14 protein-coding genes are annotated in these 18,449 nt (G+C 36.8%); 5 read left to right on the top strand and 9 right to left on the bottom strand.

What is annotated here, in order from left to right:
* Positions 1 to 27: 27 nt before the first annotated feature.
* Together sbcC and KV40_RS03925 are read right to left on the bottom strand one after the other, a co-directional pair.
* Positions 28 to 3,051: an exonuclease subunit SbcC gene (gene sbcC / locus KV40_RS03930; RefSeq protein ID WP_036478256.1), complete on the bottom strand. Its 3,024-nt coding sequence runs from the start codon at positions 3,049 to 3,051 to the stop codon at positions 28 to 30.
* 135 nt (positions 3,052 to 3,186) lie between these two features.
* The gene (locus tag KV40_RS03925) at positions 3,187 to 3,456 is read right to left on the bottom strand and encodes a winged helix-turn-helix domain-containing protein (protein ID WP_036478255.1); all 270 of its coding nucleotides are present in this window, start codon (positions 3,454 to 3,456) and stop codon (positions 3,187 to 3,189) included.
* 429 nt (positions 3,457 to 3,885) lie between these two features.
* Here KV40_RS03925 and KV40_RS03920 point away from each other — a divergent pair, with 429 nt between their 5' ends.
* Entirely contained in the window at positions 3,886 to 4,353 is a 468-nt protein-coding gene (locus KV40_RS03920) for a DNA phosphorothioation-associated protein 4 (RefSeq protein WP_036478254.1), read from the top strand.
* A 377-nt stretch (positions 4,354 to 4,730) separates the two neighbouring features.
* Here KV40_RS03920 and KV40_RS03915 read toward each other — a convergent pair whose 3' ends face one another.
* Positions 4,731 to 5,540, bottom strand: a complete 810-nt coding sequence (locus KV40_RS03915) for a nuclear transport factor 2 family protein (RefSeq protein WP_036478253.1) — start codon at positions 5,538 to 5,540, stop codon at positions 4,731 to 4,733.
* A gap of 347 nt (positions 5,541 to 5,887) precedes the next feature.
* Here KV40_RS03915 and KV40_RS03910 point away from each other — a divergent pair, with 347 nt between their 5' ends.
* The 3 genes from KV40_RS03910 to KV40_RS03900 all read left to right on the top strand — a co-directional run bounded on the left by KV40_RS03910 (position 5,888) and on the right by KV40_RS03900 (position 8,911).
* Positions 5,888 to 7,207: a hypothetical protein gene (locus KV40_RS03910; protein WP_036478252.1), complete on the top strand. Its 1,320-nt coding sequence runs from the start codon at positions 5,888 to 5,890 to the stop codon at positions 7,205 to 7,207.
* Between the two features lie 329 nt (positions 7,208 to 7,536).
* Entirely contained in the window at positions 7,537 to 7,773 is a 237-nt protein-coding gene (locus KV40_RS33070; protein ID WP_072013769.1) for a transposase DNA-binding-containing protein, read from the top strand.
* A gap of 298 nt (positions 7,774 to 8,071) precedes the next feature.
* Positions 8,072 to 8,911: a DUF6262 family protein gene (locus tag KV40_RS03900; protein ID WP_216595517.1), complete on the top strand. Its 840-nt coding sequence runs from the start codon at positions 8,072 to 8,074 to the stop codon at positions 8,909 to 8,911.
* Between the two features lie 37 nt (positions 8,912 to 8,948).
* Here the strand turns inward: KV40_RS03900 and KV40_RS36020 are convergent, their stop codons facing one another.
* From KV40_RS36020 to KV40_RS03890, 3 genes are all read right to left on the bottom strand, one after another.
* Complete coding sequence (locus tag KV40_RS36020; RefSeq protein WP_216595516.1) at positions 8,949 to 9,119, bottom strand: hypothetical protein; 171 nt, start codon at positions 9,117 to 9,119, stop codon at positions 8,949 to 8,951.
* 524 nt (positions 9,120 to 9,643) lie between these two features.
* Entirely contained in the window at positions 9,644 to 11,164 is a 1,521-nt protein-coding gene (locus KV40_RS03895) for a DNA phosphorothioation system restriction enzyme (RefSeq protein WP_081942748.1), read from the bottom strand.
* A gap of 359 nt (positions 11,165 to 11,523) precedes the next feature.
* The gene (locus tag KV40_RS03890; RefSeq protein WP_036478250.1) at positions 11,524 to 12,690 is read right to left on the bottom strand and encodes a low temperature requirement protein A; all 1,167 of its coding nucleotides are present in this window, start codon (positions 12,688 to 12,690) and stop codon (positions 11,524 to 11,526) included.
* 370 nt (positions 12,691 to 13,060) lie between these two features.
* Between KV40_RS03890 and KV40_RS03885 the strand changes: the two genes are divergently transcribed.
* Complete coding sequence (locus tag KV40_RS03885) at positions 13,061 to 13,441, top strand: Uma2 family endonuclease (RefSeq protein ID WP_052055329.1); 381 nt, start codon at positions 13,061 to 13,063, stop codon at positions 13,439 to 13,441.
* Between the two features lie 291 nt (positions 13,442 to 13,732).
* Here KV40_RS03885 and dndD read toward each other — a convergent pair whose 3' ends face one another.
* The 3 genes from dndD to dndC form a co-directional block, all read right to left on the bottom strand.
* Complete coding sequence (gene dndD, locus KV40_RS03880; protein WP_036478249.1) at positions 13,733 to 15,712, bottom strand: DNA sulfur modification protein DndD; 1,980 nt, start codon at positions 15,710 to 15,712, stop codon at positions 13,733 to 13,735.
* Positions 15,713 to 15,719: 7 nt separating this feature from the next.
* Positions 15,720 to 16,661, bottom strand: coding sequence for a hypothetical protein (locus KV40_RS03875; RefSeq protein WP_036478248.1), 942 nt, complete (start codon positions 16,659 to 16,661; stop codon positions 15,720 to 15,722).
* 108 nt (positions 16,662 to 16,769) lie between these two features.
* Positions 16,770 to 18,380 carry a DNA phosphorothioation system sulfurtransferase DndC gene (dndC, locus tag KV40_RS03870; protein WP_036478247.1) on the bottom strand — a complete coding sequence of 537 codons (1,611 nt, stop codon included), beginning with the start codon at positions 18,378 to 18,380 and terminating at the stop codon, positions 16,770 to 16,772.
* Positions 18,381 to 18,449 lie beyond the last annotated feature (69 nt).

Below are 18,449 nucleotides of genomic sequence, written 5' to 3'. Positions count from 1 at the left end.
TATGGTCTTTATCCCACCAATTTCACGCTAATTAGATACTCTCAACTGAGAACCCCGATCGCCTTTATAAACTTCAATTCTTGTTTGAAAGGCTTCTTTAAATTGCGGCATGTGGGTAACGGTAAGGATACAGGCAAAATCTGAAGCGATCGCATTAATTGCTGCTACCAAACGTTCGCAACCTTCGGCATCTTGAGTGCCAAATCCTTCATCGACAATTAACATCTGAAGGGCAGTTCCCGCTCGTTGAGCTAGGAGTTTAGCTAATGCCAATCTTACCGAAAAATTAATCCGAAAAGCTTCACCACCAGAATAAGTTTCGTAGGGGCGCGTTCCTCCTGCATCGGCAATTAAAATATCTAAGGTATCGATAAGCTTAGTCTTTTTCTTAGAACGGTTTTTGCTTGCTTTTTGGGTTAAAAACTGAACGTGAAACTGATTTCCCGTCAGTCTGGCTAAAATTTGATTGGTTTCGGCTTCAAGCTGAGGCAGGACATTTTCAATGGTTAGTGCCTGAATGCCATTTTTACCAAAGGCTTGGGTTAGCTCTTGATAGATGCGAAACTGTTTTTCATACTCTTTTAACTGTTTGCCTTTTTCTTGGTATTTTGTTTTGAGGTTATCAATTTGGCTTATTGTCTGCTGCAACCTACCGCTTTGAGAAATTAATTCGTCTAACTGCTGGCGGCGTTGGTGAATAGTAAGATCTAGCTGTTGAATTTCACTACGGTAGTCGTCTATCTGGTTTTTCTGAGCGATGTAGTTATCTAACTGTTGTCGGGCGGTATTTTTGTCTTGCAAACGCGAGCGTAACAAGCTTTCTAACTCCTGCAATTTCTTTTGTAGTTGGGGATATTCCTGTTTGGCTTGCTGTAATTCTTGATGTTTGAATTGCCAAGATTGTGCCTGACGTAATGAAGCCAAAATATTTTGATGGATAGTGCGATTGTAACCCAACTCTTTTATTTGCCGTTCTATATCGTTTATTTGCTGTTGAATTTCCGAATCAATAGGTAACTTATCTAACTGCGTTTGTAGCTCGGTAATTTGCTTTAGTAGCTCTGGTTTTTGCCGATCTAATTTTTCCTGACGCGATCGCGCATCTTCTATTTTTGCCTGCTTGATTTCTGCCCATCTCAGGTTATTTACTTCACCTCGAATTAAAGCGTGAGTTTGTTCGTCATAATTTAGCTGCTTAATTTGAGTATCTAGCTGCTTAATCTGTGTCTGAAACTCGACTGCATAATTACCATTACGTAGAGAATTTTCTAAGCTATCTTTTTCTTCTTTAGTAGCCTGTAATTTGTCGTAAATTTCTTCGGTTGCTTCTAGCTGTGCTTCTAGTTGCCCTAATTGTTGCTGCAAAGAATCATAATTTACTATTTCACGAGATATCTGCTGGTATTCCTGACGCAGCAACTGTAATTCGCGATCGCTAGTGGTTAGTTGCTCTCTAATTACCCACATTTGTTCTTCTATTTCTTGTTGCTGTTTGCGGGTTTTGTCAATAACGCGATCGCGATGGTGACGATCTAACTCTTGTTGACATAATGGACAGGCAGCATCGGGTATTGCCAGCATTTCTAATTTTTGCTGTAATTCATGTTTTTGCCGTTCGTAAAGGCGATGATTTTCCTGTAGCTTTGAGCGAAATTCTTTTCTTTCGTTGCCTTTTTCTTCAACTCGTTTTTGATATACTTTTTTCTTATCTAAATCTTCAATCCGAGCATCTACTGTCAACAGGCGATCTCGCTTTTCTGGCACTGTTTGAATATCTAATGCTAGCTGTTGGGCAGAGGTTTGTAATCGCTCCAATCGTTCGTAAAGCCGCGCTTCTTCTCTTTCTATTTTGGTTTGTAAGTTATTTCTCTGTTGCAATAACGGCGAGACATATTGTTGAATTCGATCTAATTCTTGAAGTCTTTGACGATGCTTATTTAATTTAGCGACTGCCTCTGCTACTTCTTCAGAACGAGCTACAGTTTTATGTATTTCTCCTTCCTGTTGCTCGATTGCCTCAATACGAGTTTTTATCTGACTTACTTGTAGGGCGATCGCGTTTTGCTGCCGAACTAACTGTCTTTCTAACTGTTGTTTTTGCTGCTGTGCTTGTTGATGTGCGTCTAGCTTTGCCGATAAATCTTTTTCTGCTGTCTGCCACTTTAATAGTTGTTCGTAACCTTTGGTAATTTCTGTTTCTCGCTGTAGCAATTTGGCGAGTTGCTCTAGTTTGCTTTGTAAGCCTGTAATATCTTCCGTAGCGCGATCGCAGTCTTTAACTAAATTTTGATATTGATTTTCTCGAACACCAATCTGTTGTTCCCAACTCTGACGCTGATATTCTACTGCCTGTATTTGCTGTAGTCTGGCGCGATCGCTTTCCTGTAACTTCTGTAGCTGGGTTATTTGCTGTTTGCCTTGCTCTATTTGAGCTTCAATTTCTTTTCTTTTGGCTAATTCTGTTTCTAAGGGTGCTAGACTCTGCTGTGTTTGTTCGATTTTAATTTTATAATCTCTAGCTATTTCTTTGGCTTGGGAGGCTAATTCTTCGTAGCGATCTAACTTTAATAAGTCTGCCAAAATCTGCTTGCGTTCGCTAGGACGGCGTAACATAAATTCATCCGCTCTCCCCTGGCGTAAGTAAGCGGAGTTGATAAAAGTATCGTAGTCTAATTTCAAACAGGCATTTATTTCATCCTGTGTTGCTTTCAAGCCTTTGGCGGTAAGGGAACGAAATCTTCCAGACTCGGTTTCTACCTGAAATTCTAAGGAACTACTTCTACCTCTAGGGCGGGAGCGAATAATTCTATAAGTGCGATCGTTATAAATAAAGTCAAAATCTACCCTAACGTTATTTGCTCCACCATGAATCACATCGTCTTCGGTTGCAGCGCGACTTTTACCCCAAATTGCCCAGGTAATTGCTTCTAACAGAGATGACTTTCCCGCGCCATTAGCACCGCAGATACAAGCCGTATGTAGACCGCGAAAGTTTAAGCTTGTATTGCGATAACTTAAAAAGTTCTTGAGAGTAAGCTGTAGCGGAATCATGCTTTAGGGCAATGTCTAAATAAAATAAAGACTGTAGGAGTATATTTGACCTGTTTTCTAGTTTATTGCCGTGTTTATTAGGTTTTCCGCTTTTTTGTTATATAGTTTATAAAAATTTACATTGATTACTTTAATCTATAAATTTTCTTTTGTGTCAGTTTTTGAATTTTGAAACATTTCATAGTAGGGAATACTGTTTTGTACTGAATAATCGATCTTAGAAGCATAGAAATTACCTTCTTTGTCGTAAAAAGCCCAGGCAGTGGGAAAACGCAAGATTGCTCCCATAGTTAAAGGCACTCCAGATTCTTTTAAAACTTTGATTCTTCTGTGGAGTGTACTTCTAGATAACCCTGTTTCTTCTATAAGCTGTTTGTAGGTGTATTTTTTACCGTCAATTAACATCGTTTTTGGTGTTTTTGTGTCATAAATTTAATTGTGACACAAAAAACTGGTTTGAAACTAGTGCGATCGCATTAATTCAGACATATAACACAGCTAATTCTTAACTTCTTTGACTGTTAAAGCACTTATTAAAATACTGATACGTCGCGCTATCTCATAAGCATTCTTCTGAGTAACGATTAGTCTATCAATATCTAGATCTAGCGATCGCCATTAAAATTTTTTCAGTTTTCTTTTGTGTCAGTTTTTGAACTTTGAAACATTTTGGATAGAATGTTGTTTTGTACCGAATAATCGATCTCAACGGACAATATTTATTTCATTTTAAGGTAAAAATAATATTGCTTTTTAAAAATGTATCATAAATTTAAATATGACACATAGATAAAGAGTTAAGCTACAGATAAATAATTTGTATTTCAGTCGCTCATGGCACTACCGAGAATTAAAGTAGCCAAAGATAAAGCCGAATTGGTTCGTAACCTTCTAGATACTAGAGGTACAACTGCACCATTTCAAACTTATGCTGATGTCATAGCGTTTGCTGCTAGTTTGGGAGCAAAACATCAACATCGAGTACCAATTAAAGAAGTATCTGGTAACGAACCCGCACCTATTAGCCTGGAAGTATTTATCTCTCGCGGTTACGATAGCTTAATCAAGCTGCTAGCGATCGCCGAAACTCAAAATATCAAAATTATTGCGCCTCATGATGTTAAAGCAGAGGAGCAAAGAATAGCGATTTTTGAAGAGTATGCCAATGGTGGACTAGAAAAGCTAAGAGAAGAGTTACGCGGTGCGGTAGATTATACAGAAAGATTATTGTTGATTCTCAATGCAGAAAGATTTAAAGAAGAACCTATTGACGAAGAGTTTGACTTAAGTAGGTTTTTGTAAAATCGCGATCGCGTTAATGGCTATGTGAGAGATCGTATTGCCTTTACCAATTTTAGTAGTTTTTTTTGCCAATCATCAGTAAACGAACAATATGTAAATACTGCTGCCCATATTTTTGTATCAAATATTGAACTTTGAAACATTTTTAGAAAAACTGAAATTAAGTGCTTAAACATAATTAATTACATCTTGCGATCTTCCGTTTCCTATTTCCCATTTTCCTTTTACCGCTCTTAAGCAGGAAATTGATTTTGTGAAACAATTTTTATCGCTACATTTGTGTCATATATTTATATTTGACACAAAACTAAAGTTTTTAAAACCTCAAAGAAAAAAGCCTTTGAGGATAAAAATATCGTTGAGAAGTAAAACTAAAACTATTCTGCACCGCGCTCTTCAACATTTACTCTTTGGGTAAACATAGTAATACCGTCGCCACGTACTAAAATAGTCGATAGCCAGTTACTATCTGGAAGCAGCGGTGCGGTAACTAATTTATAGATCCCTCCTGCCGACAGTGGCTGTAACTCTAAAGCAGTAGGATTGAGGTAGCGATCGCTTGTCGTTCTCTCTTCTTCTACCGCACCTAACAGTACGTCTTGCTGAAGGGGTTCGGTAACGACAACATCAAAATTATATTGTTCGCCAGTTTCTACAGTTTTGGGCGCGAAAACTTCAATCTGTGGGGGATTTTGACCAGAGGTTAGTTTGGTTTCTTCTGATAAAATCTCTTGACGAATTATTTTACCATCTTGAAAATACTGGCGCGATCGCAAAGTAGAATCGAGCCGAACGTCTCTTCCTTGGTTATTTTTAGTTCCACTAATTTTGGTTGAGGTTTCGGCTACTAGCTCATTGCCGTTATTTTCCCATGATTCTATGGTAGTTGTGTAGTTTAGATTGGAATAGTCTTCCCACATTTGAGACAGTGCCTGAGATAGAGAACTGCGCGACAAACCATCGGTGTTGGTATATTCGGAACTATAGTATTCCATCACTGCTGATATATCTTTATCGTTAGCAGCCGCTTCTATTTCTGAAATAATTGTTTGTAGTTTTTTAGGTGCATCTGCAGTTTGCGCCTCAGCCAGACTTCCAGATACTCCCCAAATACCCAAACCAAGTAACAAAGCGATCGACCAGTTATACTTAAACAGGCGGTTTTTCATATTAGCCAAAATTTTCATAAAGTTTATTTTTGGTATTACAAGTAAAATATATAAAACTTTTTTCTGCTTAACGATTCTCAATAAATTAGTAATAGCATTTTATTAAATCTTTAACATATTAAAACCCAAGTTTATCAGATCTTCATCATTGGCACTTCAAAACTATTCACAATAGAATAGTGGGTGACAAAAAAAGTTTATCGATCTCTAAAAAGTCTTTTGGCGATCGACTCTTAAAAGCCCGACTCTATTTTTATTAGTTATTGCAAACAGCAAAAACTTTTATTTATAGGGTAAGTTTTTAATGAAAAGTTGGTATTAATTTAAGCCTTATTACTCTCTTACACACACAATAATTAAGATGAATGAAAACTATCGTAGCCAATCTACTGATTAGTAGTTTTTACTGTGCCTCTTTATTTAATACTCCTGCTTTTGCTAATTCTCAACCCCATAAACATCCAAAATCATCAAATCGTGACTTGTCGGCAAAATTATTCACTTATGATAAAATATCGACATTTTCGCTTAATGTCAACCAGATAAATATCGATCGCAATATAGGCGTAAAACTCAAACAAGAAGGAGTTAAAATAAATCCAGTTAACGACAGAGTTTTATCTTTAAAGCAACAGCCGTTTACACAACAAAACCAAAAAGAAAATTTAATTCTTGGTTTTCAAAACACGTTTTGGCCCAGTCAAAATCAAAAATATTGGGGTCTAACTACTATCGAGCATTTTGGTAAAGGACATAGCGAAGAAAAATTTAATTTATCCAGATTAAATTACGCTAACGAAGCCCCTGTCTTAGCTCCAGGGAATGCAGTATTAACTGTTTCTGGAGGAGGCAACAAAGACTTAGTCGATCGCACTACTAATTCTAAAGAGTTTGAAGAATTTAGAGGCGGGGTTGCCTATCATCAAGGTTTGTCTGATGATGTCACAGTTGGTGTTGGTTTTATTTACGAAAATTTATTACAAAGCTTTAGCCAGTTTACTTACCAAAGTGATTTTTTACCTTTACGCACCACTGTCTCATTGTTAACTGGAGAACGAGGATTAGAAGTTCGCTCTCACATTCGACTCAAACCTTTAAACGATCTGGTTGTTAACTACTATAACGAACCAGAAAAGCAAAGGTTCGATTTAAACTGGGCGATGCTTTCGGGCTTGAATCTAACAGCCAGGGGGAACAGCCAACAAGAACTTTTAAGTGCGGGATTAAAAGTAGCAGCTAAAAACGAATACTTTTCTTTAAATGCCAAAGCCGAACTAGACAACAACAACAATTGGAATTGGCAATTAGACTCTCAACTAGGCAACTTGCAACTAGTTCTTGCTGCCAACAAATTCAAAACTCAATCGGAAGTCAATCTGAATATTTTAGATTCGCTACCTGTAGGTTTTGACTGTTCTCTCTTTTTTAAATACGAAATACGTCAACTACCAGATAGCCAAAAGAATTTAACTATTTGGGGAGGAAGTTTGCATTCGCGTTCGTTGTTTAAAAGCGATCGATACCGATGGAAGTTCGATCTTGGTTATGGCTATGGTTCTCAAGGAGATGGTGCGATATTATCTACTTCAGTCAGGTTGAAACCAAATTTATCACTTAGAGTAATTTACGAAGAAGTGTCTGCGCTGTCTGATGATACTAATGTCAAGTTGCAGTTAGCTAAATAACAAAAATTGGCTGTCATTCCGCTTCAATTGACCTGCCAATTACAAAATTTATATTTCTTTGAAAAACTTTAATGCGGTCGCTACAGCTATTGCTGTTAAATGCAATCGTTTAATTCCGATAAGAGTAATTATAAGCAGCTTTAAAGAAAACAACAACAACGTTCACAAAGTTAAAAAGTAGTATTAAATACTATTGTTGTATAAACTATTCTGATACCATATTCTTAACTTCTACAACGTTAATAGAGATAAAATTACTGATATCTATGCCTTACCCTCTAAGTGCTGAAAAGCTGGCAAAAACAAAACAGGTAATCTAGCTTTTAAAAATGCACTCGTGGGCAACCGAAGAACTAAAGTATGCTAAGCTTCCAGACAAAAGATTAAATCAAAGATCGATCGAAATTGTTGAAAATTTAGCCCAACAACCTCATGGGAGTGTTCCGCAGGCAAGCGGTGACTGGGCAAACACCAAAGCTACTTACAATTTCTGGAAATCGTCACGAATAAAGAGTACCTTTGGAAATTTTAAAGCAACAAACACGGACAAGACCTCTCAAGACTAAGAAAAAAAATCAAAAAGAGGCAATCGAAGGAATTGCTTCGGATGGTCAATTAGAAATTGTAGTTCCCCGCCAAGATGAGCAAAAATCTTGGACTGCTAATTTGACAACTCGCCATGCTAGCTTTGACTTGTGGAGATTTTAGAACAACAAAATAATTTTTAGGAGTTCATCAGGAAGAATTGGCAAAAACTGAAGAAATAATAGAAAAGGCAAGAGCAAATGATTGGGAAAGACAGATTGAAATGAATACGAAAGTAGCTAATAATTTAAAAAAAAATAAATAGTTCTTTGGAGGAGAATGATGGGTGACAAAAGAATAGAGGTACTTACTAAGGCTGCTGAGAAAAAAAAGAAAGAAGCTTTAGAAAGAACCGAAAAAGCAATTCAAACTTTAGTCAAGAAGCAGCATAAAATTACTATTCGCTCTGTAGCTAGAGAGGCTAATGTTTCTGTTAGCTATATATATAAATATCCAGAATTAGCATATCGTATTCAAACTTTGAGAGAGCAACAGAAATATCATCCTGTTAAACCTCAATCACCTTCTAGTAAGACTCATCAAATAATTGCTACGCAACTTCGTAACCGCATCAAAATATTGGAACAAGAAAAAGCAGAACTAACTAAAGAAATAAAAATTATCGCTACCAATGTTTATGAAATGGGAAAAAGCGAAAATACAGTAGATCGTCTGAAAGCAGAAAATATTAAATTAATGGAGGAAAATAAAAGACTTAGAAAACAGTTGGACTTTACCGAAAAACAATTGTCTGAATCAAGAAACTTTATTCTTTCTCAAGGATATAAAAACAAGACAGAAAATACAAAAAGTCCAAAGAACACAGAAAAAGTTATACAATTAGTACCCAAAGAAAATGATTTAAGTTCTTTTTTTTCATCTGAACAATCAGCTTTAATAAGCGCACAAATAGACGAAGAAATACAAAATTTACTTTCAGAATTAAACATCAGATTAAGCAAAACCTTAATTGAAGAAATTAAAACTAAACCAAGAGAGCAAGTTATTAGTGCGATTGCTGTTGTTCGAGAGAATATAGATACTGGAGTTAAAATTAGAAGCAAAATCGATCTTTTTAGAAGTGCTTTAAAAAGTGAACATAGTTCTACTGTGCTATAGAAACGACGTTTTTGCTGCGTTTCAGTAGCAATATCTGTTATAAAATCTGTTTCTTTACTAGTGCGATCGCTAGAAATAGATTCAAAAAATGACGAGTCAGACTGGATAAGAGCTTACCTAACTTATGCGGTTTGACTAATGAGGTAGGTACTGCCAGCATAGGATCGAATAAATGGGCTAACTGAATAAGATGGGCTTCGCTAACCAAACGGAAAACTTAGCCGTCGCCGCCCAAGCTCCAGGGTAAAGATGAAGTGAGAATTTCTAATTCTGGTTCGCGATCGCGAAAGACTAGTTCATCACCTGTAACTCCATTAGCGTCTCTATAGGTAAACGTGAGCGTGGTTCTGGGGAGAAGTTTAAGTTATTGGTGAAGAAGTGTAATAGCTTCTATCCCGTCTAAGAGAATTGAAAGTAAAACTGAACCCAGGCTAGAACACTTTTTTCATTGGACAGAGTGAAGCAGCAGGAGAAGAATAGTGGGAAAATCAAAGCTATTAAAGATAATAATTTGTATGTTTAACATGATTCATCAAAACATCAACGCCAATCTTTGAAGTATTATTGTAAATTTTTGATGAAGTTTATTGCTGAAAATGAGAAGATTTGATGAAAAAAGCTAAATATACACTAATAAAGATTCATAATGGAAGACAAGACTAGATGTTCATTATTATTTACCTTTAACCATAGCGCGTTGTAACTGACGTGCTTTTTTTTGTGTACTCAGCACTACAATTGATATTGTGCTTGAAGGTTAAGTAATTTGTTTGTCGCTGCTTCAGCATTGTCAGCCAATTCGGCAAAAGAAATTAGTCTAGCTAGTTCTTTGCGTAGTAAGTTTTTTTCTACTTCCCATGTGTCGCGATCTAAGTTGGGCGGTATAACAATAGTATCGAATAAGGCTGCTTTTTCTTTACCAGGATAGGGACGTAAAATTCTACCGCGACGTTGTATAAACTGACGTGGATTGGTACTACTAGCTAAAATTACGGCAGTTTTAATTGCGGGAATATCGATGCCTTCATCCAAACAGCGAATGGCAACTAAACCCTGTAATTCTCCTCGTTCAAACTGACGGCGCAAACTTTCTCTTGCTTCGACTGAAGTGTCGGTAGTATAAGTATTAATACGATAGCCTAATTCTCTGCCTAAAATATGGGTTACAGCTTCTATTTGTCGCTGATATCGATCGCTATAGTTGGCAACGCAACCATCACTGCAATAAAAAAGTGTATGGCTGGTATTGAGTCTGGTTGACATTAATTCTTTCAAAATTACTAATTTATTTGCTGCCGTACCAATGAGGCGCGATCGCTTGGTCAGTAAAGCTGTTAAATTATTATTTTGCAAGTTGGGATTTTTACTCAAAGCCCAGCCAATTCTTTTAGTTAACCTGGCATAAATTAATGCCTCTGACTCAGTTAAATTTACAAACAAAGGATAATAATCATAACGAACTAATGCACCTTTATTTATCGCGTCTGCCAGGGTGAATTCAGGTTGAATTATCGCACCAAAATAGCTTAATAAAGCATCGGTACCTGCTTCATCAAAATGCCGTTCGGGAGTAGCAGAAAGAGCCAAGCGTAAGCCTATATTACGCGGCAAGCTAGCCTCCAAACGACTAGAACCCAAATTATGCGCCTCATCGCCAACAATTAAAGTTTTGGGTGGAAAAAATTTAAGCTGCGATTGAAACCCCGTTTTGATAAGAGTTGAATTGGTAGTAATAATAGTTAAAAACGATCGCTCGCGGTTGCGAAGATTATATAGTTGCGTAGATAGTTCGCTTTGCCAATCGTTTACTCGCCTCATGGCAATAATGGGCTGCAGATTGAATTTAGCACATTCTCTAGCCCATTGAGTAACTAAATGGCTATAGGGGCAAACTATTAATAAAACCTGCAAACCAATTTGTTGGTAAAGTTCGGTAGCGATCGCCAGGGCAATAATGGTTTTACCCGCACCAGTTGCCATTTTTAAAGTGCCTCTGCCTTTATTTTCTAGCCAACTAATAACTGCCTGCTGCTGATAGTCTCTCAGCTTTAAATTGCCGGGTAAAATCGGGATTTCTGGCGGTTGATATTGATAAGAATGTTTATTTTCTTGTAAGCGATTACTTTTAATGAAGCCTTTAGTTTGTTTGACTCGATATTGTAAAGCTAACTGGTGCCAGTTTATTTGCCAGTTGCTACTGTTGGCAGATTGTTCGATAATTAAATTTTTATCTCGATCGCAGTTTACTTTCATCTACAATAATTTAACTAATAACCGATTTTTTATTGTAAATAATTGCTGGTGCAATTGCGCTAACTTTATCTAAATGTATACGGCAAAATTTAATCTCTTAGACTACATCTTAATTAACTATTAACTACTAACGACTATCTGTAACGTCTGATGTAAATTAAAATGACTGAATAAATAAGTTGAAACGAAACAAATTACGTAACCCCAGATGTACAATAGTTAATTTTTGAAAGATTAAAAGTATAAAGGCTAATAGCTACGAACAAATAAGCTTTCAACGAAGCTTCTTGGTGAGCATTCCCTTGCGGATTAAAAATTCTGCGGGGTCTCACCGCTATTCACATTAAGCGTATCTGTATTTAAGAACAAGTATTAAAAATATCAAAGACAATTTGAATCGTACAGGCAAAAGCAACTAAAAAAATTATTAGTAAAGATGACAATAAGCTACTCGCCAAAGCAATAGTAATAATAAAAGCTGCCGCACCAAGTCGATAAAAAGTTACAATTCTTTTACACTTAGTCTGTCCCAAATCGCAACTCGTCCAGTGTATTCCCGATAAAACTAACAAACATAGAGCCACAGAAAGACAGAAAAAAATATTATCGCCAACAATATCCGAACTTTCCAAACTATGATGAATAATTTTTTCTACTCCTACACCCGTCGCCGTTAACCCAATTGTTAGAGGAAGATGGGCATAAAGCCAAGTAAGAGCAATCGCCATGTTACCTTGTTTCATAGCGTAAAGAGGTGAATTATCTACGGTATCGAAATACATCCACCAAAAACTAAAGGCGATCGACAAACCTAAAAATGCAGTAGCGATCGAAACCATACTCCATTCCTGCTGCGAAACGCTACCGACAACAGCAACTATCGATTCGCCTAGAACAATAAGAGTAAATAGCCCAATTCTTTCGGTAGTATGAGATAAACTGGGGGGAACTTTTTTAACTCTTTTACCTGCTGTAAATGGCGTAGCAAAGTCAATAATCAAACCTATTCCCCAAAAGACAAAACGCCAGGGAATAGGCACTATAGTAGAGATTAACCAGAGAACGACACTGCTACTAAAACCGATCGCATACCAGCTTGTTAGCGGTCGCGCTTTGGGAATATGGTAGCCTGCATGAAGATATTGACAAATTAGCACGACGCGGAAAGCAATATAGCTAAAGGCAAAAGCGATCGAAGAAGAATCTAAACCTCGATAAACATTAGCAGCCATAGCCGCAACAATTGCCATTTGTAGTAAGGTAATTAGGCGATCTACTAAGCCATCGTTACTAAAGCGAGTATCGTAAAAAGTAGCACCGATCCAACACCACCAGACGGGAACGAACAGAATTACAAACTCAACTAAACCAAATCTAGAAAAATTTTCATTGAGGTTATGAGCGAGTTGAGCAATAGCTACGACAAAGATCAGATCGAAGAACAGTTCTAGCCAGGTTGCACTACGTTCTTCTTCTTCGCACTCATCACGACGTAATATTGGCGGTTGAAATATGGCTTTGGTCATTACAGTAAACAGTCAATAACTAGAAGTTTATCAATAATTTATCAAAAGCATTACTCTAAAAATATTGAGAGATAATATAAATTAGAAACTAGAAGCTTAAAGCTAGTGGCTAACAGTTTTGAAGACGATTCAAATACAATAATTAGAATTGTGTGAATTACTGAAAGCTTTATAAATTAAGTAACTTAATTTGTAACTTCTTGGCGAGCGTTCCCTTGCGTCTTTCGCCAAACAGCGCATTCGCAAGGGCGCGTGGCTTGAATTTACTTCAAGCCCTTGTGTCGCCCGCGCAAGCGTCGCGTAGCGACTTTAAGCCGTTAGGCTCTGTGGTTCTCGCCGCTTTTAACTTTTAATTTTTGACTTTTGCTGTATGTATGCAGTTATTTCTCCAGAAAAAATCGAGATTCCCCCAGAATCGGTGTTAAAAATACCTGGTAGTTGGACAGAGTATAAAACTCTATTACAGCAATTGGGCGATCGCTCGATTCCTCGCTTAAAATATCGTCCTGGAGAAATTTGGTTGATGAGTCCTTTACCAGAACACGGACGCAACGCTAGTTTAATCGCTGATATGGTAAAAGCGATCCTAGATTATCTTGGAAAAGAGTATGACTCATTTACTCCTATTATGATGAGCTTGCCACAAACAAGTGGTATCGAACCAGATTACTGTTTTTATATCGATAATTGGCAAGTAATTTCGGGCAAAAAAAGAGTTAACTGGGAAGTAGAACTGCACCAGATTTGGTAATCGAAATTGATATTATCAGCTATACAGATGTAAATGATTACTTGGCTTATAAAGTTTGAAGTTTGGCTGTTTAAAAGCGATGTGGTGACCATTTATTGTTTGGAAGGAGAATGTTATCAAGTTAAAAACTTTAGCCGTAGTATAGCCGCAATAAAAAAGCATTAAACAAAGCAAAATTCTTTACTTAATAGTGCTTGACATGATATTGTATTCATAATGGCAACTTGTGCGTAATGCGAACCAGTTCTAGTTGTGTCAAGTTGCAGCGATTGAGAATAAGCAATTTAACAATTACCAGAAATAACCTGGCTTTATAGTAGTATGACCTTTATTGCGATCGTATTCTAATAGATATTCTCTGGCGATCGCTTCTTGTTCTCTGAGTTTGGTTACTTCTATTTTGCCAACTTCGGTATCGGTAGATAAAAGAATTACTTGATGGGAAGCAGTGGGGAAATATCTTTCTACTAAGTTGTGACGGTGAGAAGAATCTAGTCTACTTAAGGGTGTATCGATCGCAATGGGTAAATTTTTACCCGATACTCTAGCCAGTCCCCATAAAAAAGCAATTGACAGTAGCTGTTTTTCCCCAGCAGATAAACGCTGTTTGGGTACTTCCATCCCTTGAAAATCGTAAAGGGAAAGACGAAAAGTATTAGTTTCAATAACCACGCGGTTAACTAAATTCGATTTGTGCAACAGGTAGCGAAAACATTCAGTTACTTCGGTTTCTAGCTTGTTTAATTTTTTGAGAGTGAGTTTTTCTCTAAATAATGCCAAAGTTTTTTGTACCTTAGCTGCCGACTCGATGATATGCTTATCGTTACTAAGATCGATCGCGCTTTCGCTATAGTTTTTTAATTCTTTTTTGGTGCTTTCAATTTCTCTTTCTACAGCATTGTATCGCTGTTCGAGCGTATCTAAATCGGCTTTATATTCGCTGACTATCTTTTGTGCTGCTTGCATCGTCTCATCTAGTTTGCGATAGTCTTCTGGTGAAGCAGCACTAGCTAATTGTTTGTCGGTTAGATCTATTTCTGCTTCAAGTTGTTTGAGCTTGTTGATATTGTCGATCGCCTGTTGTTTTTGTAGTGGCAAACGTTCGGCAATTAAAGCATTTAATTGTTTGATAATATCTTCATCGATATTTAATTTATTCTTTTTGTGAGCCAGAGAATCTTCCAATAGACGATTTTCGCGATCGATGAACCATGATATTTTATCTATATATTTGTCTGGTAAAGCAACTTCGTTTAAATAGTTTAGTAATTTATCATCACGCTCTATAATAATATTTTTAGCCTGTTGAAACTGTTGTGCTTTCAATTCTGCTTCCCCCTGTTGCTGCGCGTCGAATAACAGAGAAGTTATCATCATTAGCGGTAAGCTACTATCGGCAAGTTTAATCAAATCGTTTCTAATCGCTTCGGCATTGCTAGATAAATCTTGGCGTTTGGTTTCTAACTGGTTTCTTTCGGCGGCAATCTTACCACCTTCTACTTTAAATTTATGTATAGCGCGATCGCGTTTTTTATAAGCGGCTTTTAGCTGTTTTTCTATTGCAGTTTTTTTATTAACTAATTCTTCTTTTTGCTTTATTTTAGTTTCTAACTTTGCTTCTATTTCTGCTATGGTTGCTAGTTGAGATTTATTAGCAACCGCCTTTCTTTTGCGACTAACCAATACTTCCAAATCTATTGCCAGTTTATCGGCTAATTCTAACCCCAGTAAAGCATTAATCGCATCGACAACATTAGAGGGTGGCGTATCTAATTCGGCTAATTCTTTTACCTGTTCGCCATCGAATAAAAATAGATTGGATATACCCAAAGGTAAAATATTTTCAATATATTCATCCCAAGTAGATTCTAAATTGCGATCGAACTCGCCTTCTACTTCAATACTGAGGCTTTCTTTTCCGTCTTTCAAATCTCGATTCCAAGCACGAATAATTTTAAATATCGTCCATTTATCATCGACAATATATTCGAGGGATAGCTCTATTTTAGTGAGTTCTCCTGAAGTTGCCCGACTATTTATCGACTGAATTAAAAAATCGCTATAACCCAAACTTCCTCGTGTCGAACACTTAGCTCTCTGTCCGTATAAAGCCAGTCTAATTGCATCCATGAGGGTAGTTTTTCCGCCGCCGTTCATCCCACCTAATAGAATAATCGGGCGAATGCCACCATCATTTTCTGGACGAAGATTAATTACCTGCTTGCCAGCATAAGCACCAAAATTTTCTAATACTAATTCGGTAAAGATCATTAATTATTTATTGTCTTTGAAATGAACGAGCAAACTGTTTAAATACTGGTAAATATTTACCAGTAAGCTTATTGTCAACTTGTCCTTGCATAAGATAATAATAATTTTCACTATCTAATAAAACTACTTGATATAGAACAATTTTTTCTTCAGATTTGACATCTTTACCTACTGCGGTAATTTCATAACCATTGAGGTTATTTATGGTAATTTTACTTTCTGATGCGATCGCAATTTCTCTTAGATTATCAGTTTTTAACAATCGTTCGCGGGCAAATATTCCTAGTTCTTTATACAGTGGTGCAACGGAAGGAGCGACTACAAATACAGGAGCATTTGTAGATTGAGAGGAAAACTCACCATTTTTAGTATAAATCAGAGAGTTGACTAGCCTTTGAGCTAGTTTAAGATCTCCATATTCTTGTAATGAATAATCTAAACCCTCAGTTGGAGAGGTTGCTATTTCTGAATTCCAAGTAACTGTCAGCAAACTATATTTTAAACTTTCTGAATACTGTGCTTCAAACTCTTGAGGAAAACCAGCCGCTACTAAAACAGACTCGGTATTATTTCCCAACAGTAAAATCCATTTAAGAAACTCCGTTCCATAAGCCTTCTGACGAACCTTAAGCATAGTAGCATCTTTTCCATCTACCACAACTGTCTGCTGTGTTAATAAAACCATTCCCTGTTTGGCTAGTTCTTCTGAATTAATCAAACCAGGCTTTAATTGAGAAATAGGTGCGGAAATTTCAGTAACGACTATCGAACTGTTGCTTTCTTCCTCTTGATAACCAGAAAAACGAGTTGCGGCTACAAAACCTGCTGGCGGTACTATACTAATTTTTGTGCCTAAAATTTTCTCTAGCTTGTCTTGAGACAAAGCTGGAGTAGCAATTAAGCCTAAAGTGAAGACACTGGTAATTAGTAAAGAAGTTAGTTTTTTCATGCTAAATTAACTTTGATTTTAACTTGTATCACCTGCAAGCTAACTTATCATCAAAAAAGTCAACCTCCGTAGTTGTACCAAACAAAACTTACACTAAAAAAGAGTAAATCATTTTTTAGTAGAGAATTTAATATTTGCCCAAGATAGTTGCTCTACTTGTTTATTATCATCTAATTCTTGAAGCTGTTCTTTTACTTTTTTGATATTGCCCTCAGCTGCAGCAGTTTGTAAGTTATGTTTTTTATGTGCATTAGCAATGGCATCATCTTTATTTCTCGAACTGCTATCAAAGCATTTTTCCAGACTTTCATAAATACCAACGCGCCGAGACTTAGTATGAAATTGTCTTTCCGTATCTAATAACTTTGACATCAATTCTAAGTACATTTCATCATCGCAAATTTCTTCCAGCACTTCCCATTCGTCGCCACCAAAAACTTTGTTTTCTTCTACACCTACTCTAATATCTTTAAATTCCTCTCTCGTCACTTCTTGGTAAATGCGAGGTAAGCTATCATCAAACTCGTGTTTTTCTTCCAGCCAAATTCTTCTAATTTCGCTCAATTCTTCGGGAGTAATCAAATTAATATCTTTAAATTCTGCTGGCGCATTGTCTCTAACCTGCACTTGCGCTTCTAAAACTTTTCTTAGCCAATTTTCACGCCACTTTTTAGTATAAGGTCCAGGTATGTTCTTAATAACCTTTTTACCTTTGCTCTCACGCTCGAAAAGCTGTACCTGACCTCGAAGACGGCGAAAATCTCTGCGATGGCGGTCTTGATGAACATCTAGTTCATTACGTATGTCTAATAAAGGCTGTAACCATTCTTTTTCTTCATCATTTTGAATCATAGCTTCCATCGACCTATCTTTATTTACCATTGTGCATACCCAACAGCCAAATCTAGAGTCGCCGCAGCTAGGAGTAGAAGTATCAACTACCAAAGGACATTCATTATCAGCAGTTGCGCCGCGATACATAGTAAATAAATCTTTGTTGCTTTTGCCCCAAGGATTGTCCCACTGCATCAAAAACAGCCATACTTCGTCATCTCGCCATTCTTGTATTGGACTATAAATTAAGGCATTGGGTAACGTATCACTGTAGCGTAGAGAATTGAGTAAATCTGAATTGGAATTTAATAACTCACTAACTTTTCTAACTTCGTACTTAGTCATCGTCGCGGCTCTTTTAGTACTTTCGGCTTTGCGAGTACCTAAAACTAAAACTACTTCACCACTAACTCGGACAACGTTACGAATAAAATCATTGGTAGGACGAATTTTTAATCTTTCAGTACACCAGCGAAATCCATGACGCGGTGCTGGATAGCCTTTACCCATCAAATTAACCCAAAATGTACTTTTAACATCTGGAGCAAGTAAATGTGGCTCTACAGGCAAGTTTTGTCTATCAGCAGCAAGTTTAATTTGTTTCAAAGACTTGCTAACCCAAGTTGCCACAATAGGATTTTCTACCAACGTATCTGTAGTAATAACGTAAATCTTTTTATTTCTTTTTTCTTCAGGCAATTTGGCTATAGCATTCCAGACAAGCTGTAAAGTTGCTGTAGAATCTTTGCCACCAGAATAACCGACAACCCAAGGTACACCATCATGACAATATAATGCTTGAATTTCCTGAATTAGTTTATTAACGTGAGTGACAAAATCTGAGACATTACGAGATGCTGACAATGAAGTTTGTCCTTGTGCCATGTTATCAACTAGGTTTTGTAATTGGAATTTTAATATAGCTATGATCGAACATAGCAGCAAAATGGTTCG

Origin of the sequence: Myxosarcina sp. GI1, from assembly GCF_000756305.1 — a bacterium.
In the GTDB taxonomy this organism is placed as follows: domain Bacteria; phylum Cyanobacteriota; class Cyanobacteriia; order Cyanobacteriales; family Xenococcaceae; genus Myxosarcina.
Note: the sequence above shows the minus strand (reverse complement) of the source record. Positions and strands in the feature narration are given on the sequence as shown.